This is a genomic window from Priestia aryabhattai B8W22 (genome assembly GCF_000956595.1).
GTDB lineage: Bacteria > Bacillota > Bacilli > Bacillales > Bacillaceae_H > Priestia > Priestia aryabhattai.
Genome location: NZ_JYOO01000004.1, coordinates 46735 through 66820, shown reverse-complemented (window position 1 = coordinate 66820; position 20086 = coordinate 46735). Strand labels below are relative to the sequence as shown.

Annotated in this window: 24 protein-coding genes; 13 read left to right on the top strand and 11 right to left on the bottom strand. The window is 38.3% G+C overall.

Going from position 1 to position 20086, the window contains the following annotated elements:
* Window positions 1–30: 30 nt before the first annotated feature.
* The 4 genes from N178_RS04345 (at window position 31) to N178_RS04330 (ending at window position 2864) form a co-directional block, all read left to right on the top strand.
* Complete coding sequence (locus tag N178_RS04345) at window positions 31–300, top strand: hypothetical protein (RefSeq protein WP_045290768.1); 270 nt, start codon at window positions 31–33, stop codon at window positions 298–300.
* A gap of 101 nt (window positions 301–401) precedes the next feature.
* A complete protein-coding gene (locus N178_RS04340; protein WP_045290766.1) occupies window positions 402–779 on the top strand; it encodes a hypothetical protein in 378 nt (125 codons plus the stop codon).
* 273 nt (window positions 780–1052) lie between these two features.
* Window positions 1053–1676: an FMN-binding negative transcriptional regulator gene (locus N178_RS04335; RefSeq protein ID WP_045290764.1), complete on the top strand. Its 624-nt coding sequence runs from the start codon at window positions 1053–1055 to the stop codon at window positions 1674–1676.
* 210 nt (window positions 1677–1886) lie between these two features.
* On the top strand, window positions 1887–2864 hold the full coding sequence (locus tag N178_RS04330; protein WP_045290762.1) for a ring-cleaving dioxygenase: 978 nt from the start codon (window positions 1887–1889) through the stop codon (window positions 2862–2864).
* A 57-nt stretch (window positions 2865–2921) separates the two neighbouring features.
* Here the strand turns inward: N178_RS04330 and N178_RS27300 are convergent, their stop codons facing one another.
* The 4 genes from N178_RS27300 to N178_RS04310 form a co-directional block, all read right to left on the bottom strand.
* Window positions 2922–3125: a YjcZ family sporulation protein gene (locus N178_RS27300; RefSeq protein ID WP_372454474.1), complete on the bottom strand. Its 204-nt coding sequence runs from the start codon at window positions 3123–3125 to the stop codon at window positions 2922–2924.
* Between the two features lie 293 nt (window positions 3126–3418).
* Window positions 3419–4312, bottom strand: coding sequence for a tyrosinase family protein (locus N178_RS04320; protein ID WP_045290758.1), 894 nt, complete (start codon window positions 4310–4312; stop codon window positions 3419–3421).
* Window positions 4313–4552: 240 nt separating this feature from the next.
* The gene (locus N178_RS04315) at window positions 4553–5065 is read right to left on the bottom strand and encodes a hypothetical protein (RefSeq protein WP_045290757.1); all 513 of its coding nucleotides are present in this window, start codon (window positions 5063–5065) and stop codon (window positions 4553–4555) included.
* A gap of 4 nt (window positions 5066–5069) precedes the next feature.
* Window positions 5070–5279, bottom strand: a complete 210-nt coding sequence (locus N178_RS04310; RefSeq protein ID WP_045291055.1) for a hypothetical protein — start codon at window positions 5277–5279, stop codon at window positions 5070–5072.
* Window positions 5280–5477: 198 nt separating this feature from the next.
* Between N178_RS04310 and N178_RS04305 the strand changes: the two genes are divergently transcribed.
* The gene (locus tag N178_RS04305) at window positions 5478–6017 is read left to right on the top strand and encodes a GNAT family N-acetyltransferase (RefSeq protein WP_045290755.1); all 540 of its coding nucleotides are present in this window, start codon (window positions 5478–5480) and stop codon (window positions 6015–6017) included.
* Window positions 6018–6078: 61 nt separating this feature from the next.
* Here N178_RS04305 and N178_RS04300 read toward each other — a convergent pair whose 3' ends face one another.
* The 3 genes from N178_RS04300 to N178_RS04290 form a co-directional block, all read right to left on the bottom strand.
* Entirely contained in the window at window positions 6079–6714 is a 636-nt protein-coding gene (locus N178_RS04300; RefSeq protein ID WP_045290752.1) for an FMN-dependent NADH-azoreductase, read from the bottom strand.
* Between the two features lie 487 nt (window positions 6715–7201).
* On the bottom strand, window positions 7202–7837 hold the full coding sequence (locus tag N178_RS04295) for an FMN-dependent NADH-azoreductase (RefSeq protein WP_045290750.1): 636 nt from the start codon (window positions 7835–7837) through the stop codon (window positions 7202–7204).
* 30 nt (window positions 7838–7867) lie between these two features.
* Window positions 7868–8185 (bottom strand): winged helix-turn-helix transcriptional regulator, encoded by a 318-nt coding sequence (locus N178_RS04290; protein WP_013058076.1) that lies wholly within the window; start codon window positions 8183–8185, stop codon window positions 7868–7870.
* Window positions 8186–8390: 205 nt separating this feature from the next.
* On the opposite strand from N178_RS04290, the gene N178_RS04285 reads away from it, so the two are divergent.
* The 6 genes from N178_RS04285 to N178_RS04260 all read left to right on the top strand — a co-directional run bounded on the left by N178_RS04285 (window position 8391) and on the right by N178_RS04260 (window position 14555).
* Window positions 8391–8633 (top strand): spore germination protein, encoded by a 243-nt coding sequence (locus N178_RS04285; protein WP_045290747.1) that lies wholly within the window; start codon window positions 8391–8393, stop codon window positions 8631–8633.
* A gap of 218 nt (window positions 8634–8851) precedes the next feature.
* Entirely contained in the window at window positions 8852–10591 is a 1740-nt protein-coding gene (locus N178_RS04280; protein ID WP_237758401.1) for a glycosyltransferase family 2 protein, read from the top strand.
* A 127-nt stretch (window positions 10592–10718) separates the two neighbouring features.
* Window positions 10719–11339: a polysaccharide deacetylase family protein gene (locus N178_RS04275; protein ID WP_045290745.1), complete on the top strand. Its 621-nt coding sequence runs from the start codon at window positions 10719–10721 to the stop codon at window positions 11337–11339.
* Between the two features lie 287 nt (window positions 11340–11626).
* A complete protein-coding gene (locus tag N178_RS04270) occupies window positions 11627–12196 on the top strand; it encodes a LemA family protein (RefSeq protein ID WP_080890139.1) in 570 nt (189 codons plus the stop codon).
* Window positions 12196–12966: a TPM domain-containing protein gene (locus N178_RS04265; RefSeq protein ID WP_045290743.1), complete on the top strand. Its 771-nt coding sequence runs from the start codon at window positions 12196–12198 to the stop codon at window positions 12964–12966. The genes N178_RS04270 and N178_RS04265 overlap by 1 nt, the downstream gene beginning before the upstream one ends.
* A 218-nt stretch (window positions 12967–13184) precedes the next feature.
* On the top strand, window positions 13185–14555 hold the full coding sequence (locus N178_RS04260) for a DUF2254 domain-containing protein (protein ID WP_045290741.1): 1371 nt from the start codon (window positions 13185–13187) through the stop codon (window positions 14553–14555).
* Window positions 14556–14592: 37 nt separating this feature from the next.
* Here N178_RS04260 and N178_RS04255 read toward each other — a convergent pair whose 3' ends face one another.
* The gene (locus tag N178_RS04255; RefSeq protein WP_045290740.1) at window positions 14593–15897 is read right to left on the bottom strand and encodes an aldehyde dehydrogenase; all 1305 of its coding nucleotides are present in this window, start codon (window positions 15895–15897) and stop codon (window positions 14593–14595) included.
* A 63-nt stretch (window positions 15898–15960) separates the two neighbouring features.
* Window positions 15961–16587 (bottom strand): nitroreductase family protein, encoded by a 627-nt coding sequence (locus N178_RS04250; RefSeq protein WP_080890138.1) that lies wholly within the window; start codon window positions 16585–16587, stop codon window positions 15961–15963.
* Window positions 16588–17037: 450 nt separating this feature from the next.
* Here N178_RS04250 and gdh point away from each other — a divergent pair, with 450 nt between their 5' ends.
* Both gdh and N178_RS04240 read left to right on the top strand, forming a co-directional pair.
* The gene (gene gdh, locus N178_RS04245) at window positions 17038–17823 is read left to right on the top strand and encodes a glucose 1-dehydrogenase (RefSeq protein WP_045290738.1); all 786 of its coding nucleotides are present in this window, start codon (window positions 17038–17040) and stop codon (window positions 17821–17823) included.
* A gap of 143 nt (window positions 17824–17966) precedes the next feature.
* The gene (locus N178_RS04240) at window positions 17967–18956 is read left to right on the top strand and encodes a DUF4003 family protein (protein ID WP_045291051.1); all 990 of its coding nucleotides are present in this window, start codon (window positions 17967–17969) and stop codon (window positions 18954–18956) included.
* Here N178_RS04240 and N178_RS26540 read toward each other — a convergent pair.
* Complete coding sequence (locus N178_RS26540) at window positions 18890–19138, bottom strand: hypothetical protein (RefSeq protein WP_152640833.1); 249 nt, start codon at window positions 19136–19138, stop codon at window positions 18890–18892. The genes N178_RS04240 and N178_RS26540 overlap by 67 nt on opposite strands.
* A gap of 141 nt (window positions 19139–19279) precedes the next feature.
* Window positions 19280–20041, bottom strand: coding sequence for an MBL fold metallo-hydrolase (locus N178_RS04235; RefSeq protein ID WP_045290735.1), 762 nt, complete (start codon window positions 20039–20041; stop codon window positions 19280–19282).
* Between the last annotated feature and the right edge of the window lie 45 nt (window positions 20042–20086).

Below are 20086 nucleotides of genomic sequence, written 5' to 3'. Positions count from 1 at the left end.
AGCTATAAAAAAGGGAGAAGCAGGGAGTGTATGAAGAGTCATATTTTAAACGTAGTGATAGCGGTTGTTTCTATGATGGTCAGTTTAATAATTCTTTCTTTATCTCGATCATTATCCGATGAATCAATGAAGCGGATTCGGATTAAAGGGCTTCTTATCCCGATGTATTGGATAGCTAAAGGATACTTTAACGTATCGTGTGAACGATTTGTGCGCAAATGGTTATATGTATTCGGGATTGTCTTGATGCTCTCATCGATTTGGCTACTTGGAGTTGCCCTTTATCAGCTCACCATTTAAAAAGCAGTTACAGCGACTGCTTTTTTCCATTTTCATGAAACTTCCAGCGCGGTTTTTACGTATAAAAGGTATCAATAAAATAGTAGAAAAAGGAGTGCAGAATGAAATATTTTGACGAAGCAAAAGAACTATGGGTAAACTATGTCCCGAGAAATGGGCAGTCGGATATTGTAGAAGGAGAGGTTATCCGAGCTATTGAAAAGCTCCGCTGTGAAGCTCAAGGAAACGGAAATGCCAATTGGGACAGCGGGTTTGAGATGCTGGTGTTATATATATTAGACGTATTAAATGACCCTACCGTATTCAGCGCAGCTATGCTAGCCGAAATAAAAGCCGATGTTCACACCTTGTTCACTTCGGCAGAAGATCCGTATTTAGAAGACGACGTATACGATCGCTTGACGGATTGCGTCATTGAGTGGCATATAGCCAAAGGCGGACCTATCAAACGAGAAAAAAATCCTCAATTGTATAGATAAGCGAGAAAAAGGAGCTGTTTTAAACGGGCTCTTCTTTTTTTGATCCCCAACGCTTTGCTTAACCAACAACTATCTAATTGCATCATGTGCTAAATAAATACATATTAAAAATCAGCGGTTTACATCACAGCAGTGTAGCATAAGCTTCTTAAAAAATCGATTCATAAACGATTAAATGTTTGCTGACCTCCATAAAAAGTTTATAACTGACGCTGTTGCAAACACCTGTATTATTATATTCTTTACTAAATAAAAGATAAAGGAGAAGTGCCGATGTATATTCCAAAGTATTTTAAAGTAAATGATGAACAAATCATGTATGATTTTATTGAAGACAATGGATTCGCCACTTTGTTTTCATATCATAATGAAAAGCCTTATGCTACTCATTTGCCCTTGATGTTAGATCGGAAAGAAAAAGCTTTATACGGGCATTTTGCTCGTCCGAATCAGCAATGGAAAGATGCTGAAAATCAAGAAATTTTAATTGTGTTTCAAGGGCCTCACTGCTATATTTCACCGTCTTGGTATGAAACGAATCAAGCTGTACCAACATGGAATTATGAAGCTGTTCACGTGTATGGAACCATGAAAATGATTGAAGAACCAACAGAACTGCTTGGGCTGCTGAGTAAGATGGTAGAAAAATATGAAAGCCCGAGTAGTACATATACACTAAATGACGTTGATCCTGCTTATATGAATGGTTTAAGCAAAGGAATCGTTGGATTTAAAATTGATATCAGCAAAATGGAAGGCAAACAAAAGATAAGTCAAAATCATTCAGCAGAGAGACAGCAGCTAGTTATAGAAAAATTAGAGCAGACGTCGCGTGAAAATGAAACAAAAATTGCGGAGCTGATGAAGCAAAATGTGCAGCGCGTGCTTAAGAAGTAACCGCTGTTGGAAAAGATCAGCAGTTTGTTGAAGGGAAGATAAAGAGAAACTAACTATGTGTTTAGTTTCTCTTTTATGTTCACAACATTTTCTTGTTATTGACAAACAGGCTGTATATCCTTTAAAATTATCTTTAATTAAAGATAATCAAATTAAAGATAATTTTAGCGTAAGTTAAAAATTTATACATTATGAAAAGAGGCGGAGCAGATGGAATTGTTAGGGTTGCATCATGTATCTATTTTGACGGGGAAAGCTGAGAAAAACTATCAGTTTTTCACTAAAGTTTTAGGCATGCGATTAGTAAAAAAAACGGTGAATCAAGATAACACTCAGTCTTACCACTTATTTTATGCAGATGGAGAAGGGACCCCAGGAACGGAAGTAACGTTTTTTGATATTCCAGGGCTTGCAAGAACGCATCAAGGTGCATCTGACATTTCGACTGTGTCGCTTCGCGTTAAAAGTACGGATTCTCTACACTTTTGGAAAGAACGCTTCGAGCAGCACGGAGTGGAATATGAAGAAATAGCTAAACGAGCTAATCGTGATACATTAGCATTTAAAGATTATGAAGGTACACGTTTGCTTCTTGTCGCGGACAACGGTGAAAAAGGGGTAAGAGCAGGCGTGCCGTGGAAGCGCGAAGACATTCCGTTAGAACATGCGATCATCGGCTTAGGACCGGTCACGCTAACGGTGGGCACGGCAGAACCAACAGTTGATGTACTAACAAACATTATGGGATTTCGCTACGTGGGTTCTTATCCATCTTTTGCAGAAAATCAAAAGGATATTTTGGTTTATGCAACGGGTGAAGGCGGAAGCGGAGCCGAAGTTCATATTGAAAGGAGACCCGATTTGCCGAAAGTTCGCTTAGGGCGCGGTGGCGTTCATCACGTTGCCTTCCGTGTGCCAAATGAAGAAGAATACAATAAGTGGGCAACTCGATTAAATGAAAACAGTCTGCCGAATTCCGGTAAAGTAGAACGATACTATTTCAAAGCACTTTATTTCAGAGAACCAAACGGCATTTTATTTGAATTATCAACGGACACACCTGGATTTGCGACCGATGAACCGCTTGAAACGATGGGTCAAACACTAGCGCTGCCCCCATTTTTAGAGCCGAAGCGCAAAGAAATTGAAGAGAAGCTGAGACCGCTAGATTTGGACGAAACGCTATAAGGTTTGCAGCGACTAAGACATGAAAAAACTCCAGTATTTATACTGGAGTTTTTTAGGTTAACAATCATCGTGATGGAAACCGAAACCACATGCACCAATAATAATGAGTAAAATAAACAGTACGATGATAATGGCAAAACCATTGCCTCTGTGGCAAGGAACGCTATATCCACATTCCATATATCCATAGTCCGGCATTGTGTAGCCGCAGTGTGGAATCATATGGTCATAAGCAGGAGCAGTGTAGGCGTGGTGAGCCATAGCAGGTGAGAACGGCATATTTTCATTAGAACTAAAAGGTGCGTTTACGTTATTATGCATTTTAATCTCTTCCCTTCATTTATAAAACTTTTATAAAGCTTTGATAACTTATTCATATGTTTCAAGGTCCTCATATGAAGCTTATTCACAGCCCAATTATGGTTGATTAACTATATTTTATGGTGAATGGAAATGTAGCAGTGAGTTTTACAATGCTTGTGGCCTTATAAGTTATGTCAGAAGGGAAGGGGGGGTACCTGTTTTTGATTGTATACCGCTGTTTCTAGAACTGGTTATGAGGAACGTTTTGATTTTCTTAATTCTATATCGTATACGTACCCAAGCTTTCGATGGTTCATAACGTCTTCAGGGGTTGTATTCCAAGGATACATCGGATCTCTAAAATTTTGACCGAACGGCCCATTTTTCATCGGCTGATAGTTTTGATTGCGATGAACAATTTGCCATACAGCCCAAATACGATCTACATTTGCGTGGTGTAAAAAGAAGACAGGATCATTCGGAGCAGTAGGTACAACACCCATCTGTCCGCCAACCCAACGGTGTACGCGGTTGTGAAGCTGTGGCCCGTTAATAAATCCTTCAAGCTGATTACGAAAGCTGTTTTGGCTCGTCATATTCCAAGGTGGCGTATCATATTGCGTTATTTTTAAAGCATTAAGAACATCATCTCGAGTAGGGAGTGTAGGTGCTTCTTTCGTTGCGCCAAAATTACGTTTTAGCCCTCCAGAAGGATTTCCTTGCTCATCGACCGTCGTCCAGCGTCCGGCTGCAAAAGGACCGGTATCGACGATAAAATCTTTTTTGGGGTTTCCGTTTCCTCCCATAAAATCTGCGCTCCAAATTTGTGATTGTGATGGATCCTGCAGCTGTGCATCCGTTTCCCATTCCCAATAAGGAAGGGTTACTTCTGAATCGATCGACTGAAGGTCACGTTCGAATCGCAAAAGGTATTCACGATGCCACGGCAAAAAAGCAGAACTCATATGTGCTGCATTTCGATCGCTGCCCGGAGGAGTATGAAATTTACCTGCTGCACCATGCCAGGCTATATAGCGGTCATATATTCCTTTTTTCTTTAGTATTAGCACGGCACGAATAAAATCTCTTTTTTCCGCGTCTGTAAGAGACAATACGTTTTTTCTAACTTTGTACTTGTTACTCATTTTTTAACCTCTTTCTTAAAAAAGAAGCAAGGGGCTGTTCCTTTTTTATATTTAGAATATGTCCAAGAGGTAAAAGTGCTACTGTCATATCTCTAAAATTCCACAGTCTAAAGTTGGGTTTTTTACATATCAAATAGACTTTCAATCTATTATTGACTTTTTTAGAGCTGTAGATAATGAGAAGAGGTATAATAAAAAAAGCAGGCGTGGGCCTGCTTTCTTTCCTTATATATATTAGGGTTAATTACCTATTGGATACATGGTCGTTACGCTGTAGTCGTAGTCTTTGCCTCTGTAGTCGGTATACACAACTCTAACTTCTTGATTTAAAGAACTAATATACTTTTCTTTGACGTAATTGCCAGATTTATTATTGGTACCGTCTTCGCCTTCGTTGATGACTTCTTCGGCAATAGACATCGCTTGTTTTTCACTTAAGTATTTGCTGAATTGGCTTTTACCATGGTAATTGTCTGTGCCAGGCTTTTGCATATGCGCGACAATGTGGCAATATCCGTATTTATCATTTCCTTCTTGTAAGACAAGTTCTTTGCCGGTAAATAACCTGTCGCTTTGAGTCTCAGCTGAACATTCGTTGCTTGATGTAGTGTCCGAAGTGCTACTCGATGTGCCGCTTGAATTTTCATGCTGCTGAATGAGGGAAATAGGCGAATTGTTGGTAAATACAGCGATGAGGGCAATAACAAGTGCTACAATGGTGTATACTATTTTGCTGTTTTTAAAAAAATCCATTCCTTTATGCGTCTCCTTTTTGAATCAACGTTAAAATCAAATCGACTTTCTTTTCTAGCTGATCAATTAAGTTTTGTTTTACTTGTTCTGATTGTAATAAAGCGCTTCTTAGTTCGTCCATATCTTTTTGCATATACGCACGGTTTTCTTTTTCTTGCTGCAGCTCTTTTTGAAGAGCTTGTACCGTCAATAGCAATTCTTTATTTTGGTTCATTTCTGCGTTCACCGCCTCTGTGTTGATAAAAAGCAACTTATACCCACTATATAAAATACCACTATCCCCGCTGTAAATCGACTATTTGGATAGGAAATGAGTCCTCCTAGGTGAGGTTTTAGCAGGATATTGCTAGTTGAGAGGAGAATAGTATGGTTTACCGTAGATATATGAGCTACGCAGAAAAGAGGGAAGAAAATGTTTCCGGAATTAGAGACAAAACGGCTGATATTAAGAAAAATTGTAGAAGACGATGCGCGCGAGATTTTAAGCTGCTTTTCTGATGGAGACGTGCTGCGCTATTACGGTCAAAAACCTTTAGAAACGATTGATCAAGTGAAAGAAATCATTAAGAATTTTTCCAAAGGCTACGAAGAAAAGCAATTGATAAAGTGGGGGATTCAGCTAAAAGGAAACGAAAAGCTGATTGGTACAGTAGGGTTTCAAGAGTGGTCTTCTGAGCATAAAAAAGCAAACGTAAGCTATGCTCTTTTTCCGGAGTATTGGAGCGAAGGATACGCAACAGAAGCCGTTCATGAAGCGATCGTTTATGGCTTTAACGAACTTCAATACAATCGCATAGGAGCGATTGTATTTACGCAAAATAGCGGATCGATCGCCTTGTTAAACAAAGTAGGATTTAAAAAAGAAGGAACGTTAAGAGAGTACCTATATCAAAACAGCATCCCGTTTGATACATGTGTTTATTCGCTGCTGCGCGGAGAAGCAAAGATATAATTGTAAGCATAAAAAAAAGGAACACGGGAAGATGTTCCTTTTTTTATGCTTATATTTGTTATTAGAACGTACGTGCAGCTTCTTTAGCGCGAGCAATACCGTCTTCTTTGATTTCTTGTGCTTTATCTGGCATTGCAGCCTGTCCTTCTACGAATAGACTTCCGATAGAAGGAACCCCGAAGAAGTTCATCATAATGCGCATATAGCGGTGCCCCATTTCTAGTTCACCAGCAGGGCCGCGAGAGTAAATACCGCCGTTTGCTTGAATATGGTACGCTTTTTTATCTGTTAATAGACCTACAGAACCTTCTGCTGTATATTTAAATGATTTTCCAGCTACTGCTACAGCATCTAAGTATGCTTTCATCACTGGTGGGAATGAGAAGTTCCACATTGGTGTAACAAATACATATTTGTCCGCTTGAGCAAATTGGTCACTTAACTCGTTTAAGCGAGCAACTTTGCGCTGTTCTTCAGAAGTAAGCGCATCAAATTCTACGCCGCTTCCAAGTTTGCCCCATCCGCTAAATACATCGCCGTCGATGTGAGGGATATGCTCTTGATATAAATTAACGTGAACAATCTCATCCGTTGGGTTTACTTCTTTATACTCATTAATAAATGCATCTCCCGCAGCCATACTGAATGATTGCGTAGCATCGTTAGGGTTTGCTGTAATATATAATACTTTTGCCATAATTCTTTTCACCTTTCTGTCTTCAATATATAAATGTTGTTTCATGAATTAAAGATAATATGTTCCAAAACATCTACTACGTTATTAATAGTAACTTACGTAACAAATTTAGTCAAAGGTTTTTTATTGGGTTTTATCATGTTCACAAATATTTTTAAGAGTATTACGTTTTTAGTTTTTATGGATAAACCCTTTGAAGATAAGGGTTTTTTCAGTTTAAAGCGTGATTTTAAACTTTATTCATTTAGAGGTACTGTCTTTTTTGAATGTAGATAAGTAAAAAACGAAAAAGAAAAATCATGTATTTTTGTTGCATTCGTTATTAATAGTAACAAAAAATAACAGCATTTAATCGTTTAGTTAAAATATATTTTTAGCGCAAAACGAGCCAGAAAGAGAGGAATATTTCAAGGGAAATATAATGGAGGGAAGAGGAAAGAAAAGAAAAAGACCCCGGTCAGCTTCGAGGTCTTTTTTTCTATTGAATTTAAAACGTTTTGGCTATTGAATGCGCTTTTTGGAGTGCTTTTTCTTTAATTTGCGGAATTTGATCCGGGAATTTTACTTGCCCTTCAATAATAATGCTTTCAAACGCTTCAATACCAAAGAAGTCCATCATGATTTCTAAATAGCGGTGTCCCATTTCCCTTGCCATTTCAGGGCCTTCTGAATACACGTCTCCGCGGGACTGAATGTGAATTGCTTTTTTTCCTTTAAGCAATCCCTGAGCGCCTTCTTTTGTATATGTAAAGGTTTTACCTGACACGGTAATCGCATCAATGTACGTTTTCATAATCGCAGGAACGGAAAAATTCCACATTGGCGTGACAAAAATATATTTGTCAGCGAGTACGAACTGTCCGCCTAGTTCGGCTAACCGTCCGACTTTTAATCGTTCATCCGTCGATAAATCCTGGATGGAAGAGTGGGAACGAAGCTTTTTCCATCCGTTAAATACGTCTGCATCTAAGTATGGAATATCTGCTTGATATAAATCTAAATGAACCACATCATCTTCTGGATGTGTTTGCTTATACACGTCAATAAATTCTTTCCCTACAGCCATACTAAGCGATTCGCCTTCAGCTAAAGGGTGTGCAGTAATATAGAGAACATTTGCCATGATGCTCATCCTTTCTATGGAGTAGTTTTATTAATCTTGGACCCAGCTTTCTGCCCACTGGCTAATCGGCCCTAATATTTTACCTAACTCTGTTCCTTTTTGAGTCAGCGAATATTCAGAACGAATAGGGCGGTCCGGAATGACATTTCGGACAACGATTCCGTGGTCTTCAAGCTCTTTAATCCGTTCTGTCAACAGCCTTCTGCTTAAGGCTGGTATACTTTCATTTAATTCACTAAAGCGTTTAGGACCGCTCATAAGCACATAAATGATTAATCCTGTCCACTTCTTGCCAATCAGTTCGAAACTTTTTTCTACTTTAGGTTGAATATCTTTTGGTTCGTCCATATTACGTATCCTCCTTCAAACAATATGGATGAAAAATAACTTATGCATTTATTGTAACAGAAAAAGCGTAAAAACATGTGGAAACTTTGGGTGAAGCAGGGCGAAATGAATAAATTCGCTAGCACCTTGCTTTTAAAACTTTTCACACATAGGCTTGTCACAGCATACGATGTACGAATTCAGTTTAAGAAAAGGTGGTATGGTCATGGCAGGAGTTATTAACATCTGTAACACAAGAATTAATGGTATGGCAAGGAACGGATCGATGAATTTTGGAGAAGTTCTTCACAACGGACACACAGCGGATGTTAAATCTGTTGGAATCAACTCAACCTATGGAGACATTTCAGCTGCTTGTGCGCGAATGACAAATACGAACCTGGATCCGGATATATTTGATCAAACAGATTTAGCGAATATAGATAACGCATATGGCAATCAGATATAAAGAGTGAGCTGCTTATAACACATAAAGTTGTAAGCAGCTTTTTTATGTTGATGAGTAAGAGGTTTATTTATGAGAAGAGAATGTTTGGTTAATAAAAATAATGATAGAGCGACCTGATAAAAATTCGGGAATCTATTATATACGCCTTTTCTAAAAAAATTTATATATTGTACAAGCACCTTGGCACTTATTGAATAGTATATAGGGGAAAAGAAAGGATGATTAAAATAGACTCTTATGAATACTACTACAACCCTGAAGATGGAAAGTATTATATTAGAAAGAGAAAAAATAGTACACATTCCTTAAAAAAGCTCAAAGACAAACTTAATAAGTCCAAGGATAAAAAGGATAGAAAAGATAAAACAAGTAAAGGGAATAAAGGGAATAGGTCCGGCGATGCAGCTAATAAAGTGAATAAATCACACGACAAAGCAGATGCAACGAACAAAACGAATAAATCACGCGACAGAGCTCATACAGCGAATGAAACGAATAAATCTCAGGACAGAGCTAATACAGTGAATGAAATGAATCAATTCCACGATAGAGCTGATACAGTGAATGAAATGAATCAATTCCACGATAGAGCTGATACAGCGAATGAAATGAATCAATTCCACGATAGAGCTGATACAGCAAATGAAACGAATAAATCCCAGGACAGAGCTAACACAGTGAATGAAACGAATAAATTAGATGAAAAAATGAGTAAAGCTGATATAACAGACCATTCATTATATAGAATGAGCATAAAAAATAATCACAACCATCCTATTAAAGTTAGCATCGTTATGCCTACGTATAATAAATATCATCAAACCTCTCTTTCGCTTTACGGGTTATCAAAACAAACGTTCTCTCACGCTGAGTATGAAGTCATTCTAGTAGATGACGCTTCTTCTGATAACACTTCTGGTATTTTAAAAGAAGTGGATGTCCCGTTCAAATTTAAATATATTCAAATGAAACAAAATAAAGGGCGTTCCTCAGTACGTAATATAGGAATTAATCATGCTGAAGGAGATCTTTTAATCTTTTTAGATGGAGAAATGCTAGCTCCTCCTTCTTTTATTGAAAATCATTATAAACATCATATGCACGAATCAAATCTTGTGGTTACAGGTGCCATGCATTATGAGGGAGTCTACACGTTTATTATGCCAGACTATAACGAAGATCAAATGGCTCATTTAAAAGAACTAGTAAATAACGATGCTGAGTATAGAAGATTGTATGAAAACTATGAGCAGACGAGGCAGCATTCAAATGGTCCTTTCCCTCTTGTAACAAAAGAAGATATTGATACAAACCGTTTTCAACGTTTATCCTTTCCTAATCGTTATTTCCTTAACAGCGGGTTAAAACATTTCGGAGAGCGGCTTGAAGGATTTACGCTGCCTTATATTGCATTTTTAAGTGGAAACGTATCAGTAAGAAAAGCGAACTTAAAAAAATCCGGCCTTTTTGATGAGACGTTTGTCGGCTATGGGGCCGAAGACTGGGAGCTTGGGTATCGATTGTATAAAAATGGCGTACAGTTTGTTTTAGATCCCTCTACAGTTGCTTATCATCAAGAACATGGAATATCGAAGCGGAAAGTGAAAGAGCAATGGGGTAACCACTATCGTTTTGTGAAAAAGCATCCAAATATAGACGTTCTTATTCTATCTCTTGAATGGAAAGAGCTTCCGTTTATGCATCTGCATCAAACTTTAGTTGAATATAACCAGCTGGAGGAACGTTTTCCTGACGAATATAATGAACTGAAACATGCTTTTCGCACCATGCTTTTTAGAATTATTGAATATCTAAATAATGGACAGCCTGTGACGAAACTTTACGACCTTCCTGAAGGATCGGAGGAAAGAATAAAAATTCATCAGCAGTTCGGAACACTGCGTCCTCACGGATTTGACTACTTGGCGAGTTCTTTTGAACAAATCTATTACCTTTAGTAATTAACACTTTCAAAGAAAATATAGTATCGTCTCGTGAAAATCGTTCCGCTGCAAAAACCCCTCAACTTAGGCAAAAAAATTGAGGGGTTTATTTCTATATCTATTTTATATAAGGGGAGAAAACATGAATCAAAATTCACCAAAGTATGTTGCCTTGACGTTTGATGATGGACCCTCAGCTTACACAGCTGCTATTTTAAAAATTCTAAAAAGATATCATGTACGTGCGACATTTTTTGTCGTAGGTTCGGAAGCGGAAAAATTTCCAAAGCTGATCCGACGTATTCATAGAGACAAGCACGTAATTGGAAATCATACGTGGAGTCATCCTGATATCACAACGCTTTCTAAGCGTGAATTATGGAAAGAAATTACTTCTACAAATATGCAAATAGAGAAAATAATAGGTTATTCTCCAAAGCTATTTCGTCCACCTTACAGTTCAATAAATGATACAAGTCTTGCTGCTATTAAGGAATTGGGAATGACGTCTGTTCTATGGAATGTAGATAGTCAGGATTGGCGTGAAGAAGATCCATTGGCCATATGCAAACATACGATTAAAAATCTACAAGAAAAGAATCTTATTGTCATGCACGACGGAGATCGATACGGCAGCGGAGCGCGGGACCAAATTGTTACTTCATTGCCGAAACTTATTAAGTATTTAATAAAGAACGACTATCAATTCGTAACGGTTCCTGAATTTCACCGAGTGGCATACAAGATTGAAGGTTGGTCTTAAGCCGAAAAAGGAATGGTTCTTAGTCATTCCTTTTTTATATGTATGAAATAAGACAAAATGGACAGAGATTACATGTACTAGATTATAGAAAGACTAGATAGAGAAACATGTTTGAGAAATGAGGAGTTTGCGATGAGAGTAGTATAAAAGTATTTCATCTTGTAGAGAGAGTGATTGTTAAAAAATATGGTCATCATAAATAAAATTGGCAAAAAATGAATCTTTTTAGGGTATGATTCGTACTAGTAAATAGATACATAATTTTGATGAAGAAAAGAGGTAGTACATTGAAAAACAAAGGTTTGATCGCTGCGATTGTTGTATTAGTGCTCATTGTAATTTACGGAGTAAGCTCTTACAATGGCCTCGTTAGCGCAGAGGAAGATGTAGATAATAAATTTTCCCAAGTGGATAACCAACTAAAAAGACGATCTGATTTAATTCCTAACTTAGTGGAAACGGTAAAAGGCTACGCTAAGCATGAACAGGAAGCCATTGATTCAGTCACTCAGGCAAGAGCGCAGCTAGCGGGAGCGAAAACGCCTGAAGATAAAGCTGATGCTGATCAGCAATTAAGCGGCGCGTTGAACCGCCTGCTTGTAGTGGTTGAAAAGTATCCGGATTTAAAAGCGAACGAAAACTTCAGAAGCCTAATGGACAGCTTAGAAGGAACGGAAAATCGACTTGCTGTAGCGCGTAAAGACTATAATGATGAAGTTGCAAAATATAATAAATCCGTTAAGGGATTTCCTAAAAACATGTTCGCACGCACGTTTGGGTTTGATGAAAAATCGTATTTTGAAGTAACAAATGAAGAAAAAGAAGCGCCGAAAGTTGATTTTGGGAGCGATAAATGATGAAATTCCTTGCTTCGTTTGCTTTATTATTGTCTCTTTTATGTAATACGGTAAGCGTTGCTTTTGCTGCACCTGATATTCCAAATCCGGTAGGCGATATTTACGTTCAAGATTTTGCTCATCTGTTAAATGACCAGGAAAAAGCGGATATCAATCAAATGAGTAGAAAGTTAGATGATGAAACGAAAGCTCAAGTAGCGATTCTTACGGTGAATTCATTAGGCGATTCGGATGTAGAAGAGTATGCAAATGAAGCTTTTCGAAAGTACAAACTCGGTGATAAAAAGCTGAACAATGGCGTTCTGATTTTGCTTGCTAAAAAGGATTGGAAAATTCGGATTGAAGTAGGATACGGGCTAGAAGGCGCCATCACTGATATCAAATCTGGAGAAATTATCGACTCTTATGCCATTCCTAACTTAAAAAATGGCAAATACGATACGGCGCTAGAAACTACATATAAAGCTGTTTATAACCAAGTCGTGAAAGAGTATGATTTAGGAAAAGATTTTGAACAAAAAGTGCCAAAAGCATCTCCGCCTTCTGATAGCGGTGTTCATTTAACAACGCTTCAAACGCTGCTGATTGCAGCTGTTATTGTGGGCTTGCTTATCCTTGACTTTGTCTTTTTTAAAGGAGCCATCACTCAATTTTTGCTAAACTTCCTTGTCATGTTTGGAGGAAAAGGAGGCGGAGGTGGCAGTGGAAGCGGTCCTCGCGGAGGGGGAGGCGGCAGCTCCGGAGGCGGCGGGGCGAGCCGGGGCTGGTAAAAAGATAAGATTTAAAAGAGGCTGAGATAAAATTAGGTTAGTTGAAAGAAGATCTGAACGAGATGGATTCTTGATTGAGAATCCAACGCGTTCGGATTTTTTGTTTGTATGCCTATATCTTAAAAAAAAGATTTTTTTCCATTGTATAAGCATAATCAAAAAAAATTAGGGAACTAAGAAAAAAGTTAGAGATTTACAAATAAAAAGGAAGGTTTTATATGAATACATTTAGATGGATAGCTGCAAGAAAACAGCTCTCTCCTCGTGCGTTTAAAGATGAGTTAACTAGTCAAATATGGTTTAGTCCCTTAATTTATGCTTTCTTTTCGGTTCTTTTAGCTGCACTAACGCTGTTTCTTGACTATTATTGCAAAGTAGGAGAGAAGGTTCCTTCATTTTTTTCAATCAACATGGATTTAACGAATACGTTAGTGAGCACGATTATGCCCGGAATTCTATCGATTACGACCTTTACGTTTAATTTAATGCTTGTGGTGTTTACATCATTTGCAGCTCAGTTTTCTCCTCGCGTGTTAAAAAACTTTGCTTCTTCTAAGTCTACTCAGCGTATTCTGGGTATTTTCATAGGGAGTTTTTTGTATACACTTTTTGTGTTTTTATTTTTAAACAGCTCTCAAGTAAACGGATATTTTGCGATTCCGTTTGTGACGACAGCCCTGTCTGTTTTTAGTGCGGGCACGTTTGTCTACTTTATTAATCATTCTGTTAGGTGGCTGCAAGTAAATCATATGACTCAATCAATGAAAACAGCGTCCATAAAAGCGATTAAGACAACGATTCGAGAGGAACTGGAGATTCATCGAACGCAGTCTAGTCATAGCGAACAATTTTCTTTTCCAGAAGGAGAGAAAAAGCCGGTATGTATTCAAACATCCGGCTATATTCAAACGCTGAACTACAGCCGATTGATTCACTGTGCCAAAGAGCATAATTTAGTTATAAAAATGGAGCGTGAAGTAGGAGATTATGTGCTAAGCGGAACCGTATTGTTTTATTATTGGCACAGAGATTCGACAGAGCAAGATGAAATAGATTGCACCGTCTTTCACCAATATATTCATGTAGGGAACTCTCAGACTGATATTCAAGATACTACGTATATTATTACGAAGTTTGTAGAGATGGCAGTTAAATCACTAGGGAATGATGATTTCAAAACGGCGGTTAACTCCATTCATCAAATTAGCGATATTCTTCGGGAAATTTGTGAAGCCAGTCAATTTTCTTCTTATTTAGTGGATGACAGCGGCGTGATAAGAATGGTGATTCCTGATAAAAAATTTGAGGACTTTTTATATGATGGATTCGCTAATATCCGGCACTATGCGAGACGGAATATTATCATCACGATGGAGCTGCTCAAAACGCTTGGAAATCTCGCTGAAGCCATTGGGCCAGCTTATTATGACGACATCTGGGAGTTTGCGGTATACATTTCTAAAGGCTTTGAAGAAGAGTATTTATTTGTTCAAGATAAAAAATATTTTTTACATATTCTTTGCGATTTAGCGGTTTCAACAAAAAAAGAAGAGCAGTATGAACAAATCGCCAAACAAATGAAAGAATAAAAAAAGCCGAAGTCAGACGCTGACTTCGGCTTTTTCTTTATTTATTTGAACGTTTTAAGATGCTTTTAGCATGTGAAAATGTATCAAAGCTTGCTTTTCCATGATACGCACCCATTCCGCTGTCACCAACGCCGCCAAATGGAAGGTAGTGAGAAGTCATGTGATTAATTGTATCGTTAATAGAACCGCCGCCAAATGACACGCTGTTTAAAATGTGATCTTGAACGGCTTCATCTTCAGAAAAAAGATAAAGTGCTAATGGTTTTGGACGTTTTACGATTGCTTCAATTACTTCTGAGATTTCATCGTATACGATGACTGGAAGAATTGGTCCAAAGATTTCATCTTGCATCACATTGTCTTCCCATGAGATGTTGTCAAGAACAGTTGGCTCAATAAACAGACGAGAACGATCTGTTTTGCCTCCAAAAACGATCTTTCCGTTTGTTAAGAAGCTGCTAAGGCGATCAAAATGCTTTTCGCTCACTACGTGAGGGAAGTCTAGGTTTTGTGAAACATCTTCGCCGTACGTGTTTGTTACGACTTCTTTTAGGTTAGATAGCAGCTCGTCTTTTACATTTCGCTGAACAAGAATGTAGTCTGGTGCTACGCAAGTTTGACCAGCATTTGCAAATTTACCGCGTGCAATGCGTTTTGCGGCTTCTTCAATATTTGCATCTTCGTGTACGATTGTAGGACTTTTTCCGCCTAGTTCTAGCGTAACAGGCGTTAAATGTTTAGCTGCAGCTTCTGCCACAATTTTGCCGACCATTGTACTTCCTGTAAAGAAGATGTAATCAAAGTTTTCTTTTAGTAAAGCCGTGCTTGTTTCCACTTCACCTTCGACTACCGTCAAGTATTCTTCAGGGAAGTTTTCATTAAACATCTTAGCAAGAAGGCTTGACGTATGAGGTGTTAATTCAGAAGGCTTTAACACCACGCAGTTACCTGCAGCAATCGCGCCTACTACTGGTGATACAGCAAGTTGGAACGGATAGTTCCAAGGTGCAATCACTAGAGCTAAACCGTATGGATCTTGATAAATGTAGCTTTTTGCTCCGGCATGAGTAGATGGTGTTTCTACTTCTTTTGGCGCTGCCCATTCTGCAAGATTCTCAAGTGCAAAGTCGATTTCACTTAGCACGAGGCCAATTTCTGCACGTTTTGCTTCCATTTCTGGTTTGTTAAGGTCAGCTTTTACTGCTTTTAAAATGTCTTCTTCATGACCCAAAACAAGTTCTCTCAATTTCTTTAGCGTTTCGATACGGAACGCAACGTCTTTTGTTTTACCGCTATGAAAGAATGAAAGCTGTTTTTTTGTAAGTTCTTGATAGTTATTCATCAGAAAATCTCCTTTTACTTCACATTGTTAACTCTTTATTCAATGAACAGAAATAGCTGCTGCTTATTTCCAAGTTGTAACTGTATTGACCGGTAAACGGTAAGAAGCATGGCCTTCGCTTGCTGCTTTCCCGATTGAGATAAGCATAATTGGAAGATAACGTTCTTTATCTAAACCGAATTCTTCTGCGATTAAGTGTTTTTCGTATCCGCCGATTGGATTTGTATCATATCCGTGAGCGCGAGCAACAAGCATGAGCTGCATAGATACAAGACCTGAATCTATTAAAACGATGTCTTTCATATCAGCTTTTGGCATGTTTTCATAAATCGGCTTAAAGAAATTGAGCTGCTGTTCTTTAATATCCTGAGGCATATAGCCAAGCTCAACGGCTTTACCGAAAATTTCATCTGCATATTCAACGTTGTTCATGTCACCAAACACGGCAATAACAGCTGAAGATGTATGAACTTGTTCACTGTTGAATTTCGCAAGTTTAGCTAATTTTTCTTTCCCTTCTGGTGTTTCAATGACAACAAAGCGCCACGGCTGCATATTAACAGAAGAAGGAGCGCGCATGGCTTCTGTAAGAATTTCCTCCATTTCCTCACGGCTGATTTTTACTGAAGGATCATATTTTTTAATTGAACGGCGTTTTAAAGCAATTTCGTTAAAGTCTTTTGTAGTCATAGTCATTATTCCTTTCTTTTTAGGCGTTAAACTTATTTATTATCATTTCCATATTTTTGATTGCGGGCAATTGTTTGACATATCAATAATTGATACATCAACAATATAATACATTGATTTGAGAATTGCAAGGGAAAAAGTTTAAACTTTTGAAGTGTTGCTAATTTGAAGTGTGAAGTTATATTTTCAGGGAGCGAACAAACATAAAGAGAGTAAGTACAAAAAAGAAATGATAAAAATGAACAAACAAAAAGTTTGACTACTTTTTATCTCTTGATTACGATAAGTAACGAAAAGAAACAAAAGTGAACTTGTTACTTTTTAAATGAATGACAGTTCGAGAAAGAAGAGATAGAAAAATGTTTCTTCCCTTCTTAAGACTTAAACTGTATCTGTAATTAGTACAGTATAGCAAGACATATCACGCAGAAAAAGTAGGAGGACTTCAAGATGTATACAGATTTAAAAGATAAAGTAGTAGTTGTAACAGGCGGATCAAAAGGATTGGGTCGCGCAATGGCCATTCGTTTTGGTCAAGAGCAGTCAAAAGTAGTTGTAAACTACCGTAGCAATGAAGAGGAAGCGCTAGAAGTGAAAAAAGAAATTGAAGAAGCTGGCGGTCAAGCTATTATTGTTCGAGGCGACGTAACAAAAGAAGAAGACGTTGTGAACCTTGTAGAGACAGCTGTTAAAGAATTTGGCACATTAGACGTTATGATTAATAATGCAGGTGTTGAAAACCCGGTTCCTTCTCATGAATTATCATTAGAAAACTGGAACCAAGTGATTGATACAAACTTAACAGGGGCATTTTTAGGAAGCCGTGAAGCAATTAAATATTTCGTTGAAAATGACATTAAAGGAAACGTTATTAACATGTCCAGCGTTCACGAAATGATTCCTTGGCCATTATTTGTTCACTATGCAGCAAGTAAAGGCGGTATGAAATTAATGACGGAAACATTGGCTCTTGAATATGCGCCAAAAGGTATCCGCGTAAATAACATTGGACCAGGTGCAATCGATACGCCAATCAACGCTGAAAAATTCGCAGATCCGGAACAGCGTGCAGACGTAGAAAGCATGATTCCAATGGGCTATATCGGCAACCCGGAAGAAATCGCATCAGTTGCAGCATTCTTAGCATCATCACAAGCAAGCTACGTAACAGGTATTACACTATTTGCTGATGGCGGTATGACAAAATATCCTTCTTTCCAAGCGGGAAGAGGTTAATAGATAGAACTGAACCAAAAAGACCTCGGAATATTCCGGGGTCTTTTTGGTATGTAATAAATGCATAGGATATTTACCAAATATTGAAACTTTTACTGAAGTGCTACGTATATAAGCTAACGACGAATAAAGGACGTGTTGATATGCTACCGGAAACGATTCAACAAAAAGTAAATCAGTATAGAGATTTTTATATAAGCTTAAAAAATGAACTAAAATGGAAAGTGGCAGATCCCAAACAGTTGATGGCTATTGCTTCTATGTACGCAGTGAAAGGTAAATCGCTCGAGCTTCAGCCCTATATCGAGTTAAGTGACCATATTAAAAATCAAGTAGGGATGTTCTCTACGTTAAAATCATCACAGCGGTTTACGATCGCAGCCATGCTAGACACTCGCTATGAGAATCCAAAAGAAACGTTTCATGAGTTTCTGGATGTATACGACCAATTGATACAAGGCGGGTTTGCGAGAGGCGCATTTACGTATATTGCGGCTTCGGCTATGCTGTCGAATGAGTCAAGTGGAAGTCATAAAGAAATGGTTCGAAGGTCGGTAGAAATTTATCAAGGCATGAAAAAGAAGCATCTTTTCCTTACTTCAAGCGGTGATGCACCTCTTGCCGTTTTGTTAGCTGAAACAAGTGAGTTCACTGATGATCTCATGCATGAAATTGAACACTTCTATACGACATTGGCGCAGCATGGATTTAAAAAAGGAAATGACCTTCAATTTTTAAGTCATATTCTCGCAATCGATAAAAACCTACATGCGGATACCCTTATTGAAAGATGCGTATCTGTAAAAGAAGCCTGTGAATCGGCAGGTATCAAAGTGAAAGCGATGCATTACCCGGTCATTGGCTTATTAGCACTGTTTGAAAAACCAGAAACTGAAATTGAAATCATCCATGAAGTAGTGAAACAGCTAAACGCAGACAAACTTTTTAAATGGCAGAAAGACATCAATGTTATGCTGGCGGTTAATTTGGTTATCAGTGAAAAGCTGAAGGATTCTAGACTGGTCGAAACGGGCATCTATACAACGATTGAAACCATTATTCAAGCTCAGCAAGCAGCTATGCTAGCGGTTATTGCAAGCACTTCAGCGGTTGCTACTACGACTACTACTTGATAAGTTAAAGAGCTATAAAAGAGAAAGTGAGCCATAACTACATCAATCGAACCTAAAGATGAATCAGTGGGATAAATAGCTCGTAGATCGCTTATAACACCGCGGTTGACTTCCATGCAAGGCTTCGCTTTCCGCGGGCGGCCGCTGAGCCCGCAGGAGTCTTCGCCTTGCCCTCCAATCAACCGCTAGAAGTACCCGTATACATGAAACCTACGTTCACCATGCCGATGAAAAAATCCGAACGAAGTTGATTCACCATCAAGAATCTCGATTCCTCGTTCGGATTTACATTCAACTAGAATACTTTTAGCTCAGCTTCTCTCTTAAAAAGTATAAACCTCGCCATCATCTGGAACTAAGACGTGAGACGCCATGTCTTTTTCGTTGATAAAGCTTTTTAATTCTTCTCTTGATAGCGTCCAGTGGTTTACAGCTTCCATATGAACAGAAAGAATCGTAGCCTGAGGGGCTGCTTTGTGTACTTCGTAAATATCTTCTTTCCCCATCACAAGAGAACCGCCTTCTAAAAACTGATTATCGCCGCCGTTTACGACAATGACATCCGGTTGATGGGTGGTGATTTCTTCTTCAACAGCGGAATACCATACCGTGTCGCCAGCTACATAAAGCGTTTTTTCGCTCTTGTGTTTAAACACAACGCCGCATACTAAACCAGTACGTTTTAAAATTTCTCCTCTTCCGTGCTCGCCTTTTGTTTTGATTAATTGAATGTCTTTAAAAACCGTGTTTTGCGTAAGTATTTCTACGTTTTTAAAACCAGCTTCTTTTACTACTGCGGCATCTTCTTCATTTTGAACGAACATTTTGATATCGTTTGGCAACGCCTGTTTAGCGGCATCGTCAAAATGGTCTAAATGGAGGTGAGTGAGAATGACGGCATCAATACCATCAATAATCTCTTCAACGGATAACGGCAGGCTCACTAAAGGGTTGTTTTGATCTTGTCTGATCGAATTCGGGAAAGGGGGGTACGTTCCTTTTTCCGCTAACATAGGATCAATTAAAAACGTTTTTCCCCCGTATTCAACAAGTAAAGTAGCATTTCGAATATGTGTAATCTTCATCTCTATCTCTCCTTTTTTTGATCTACATCTAGTTTATAGGATGAG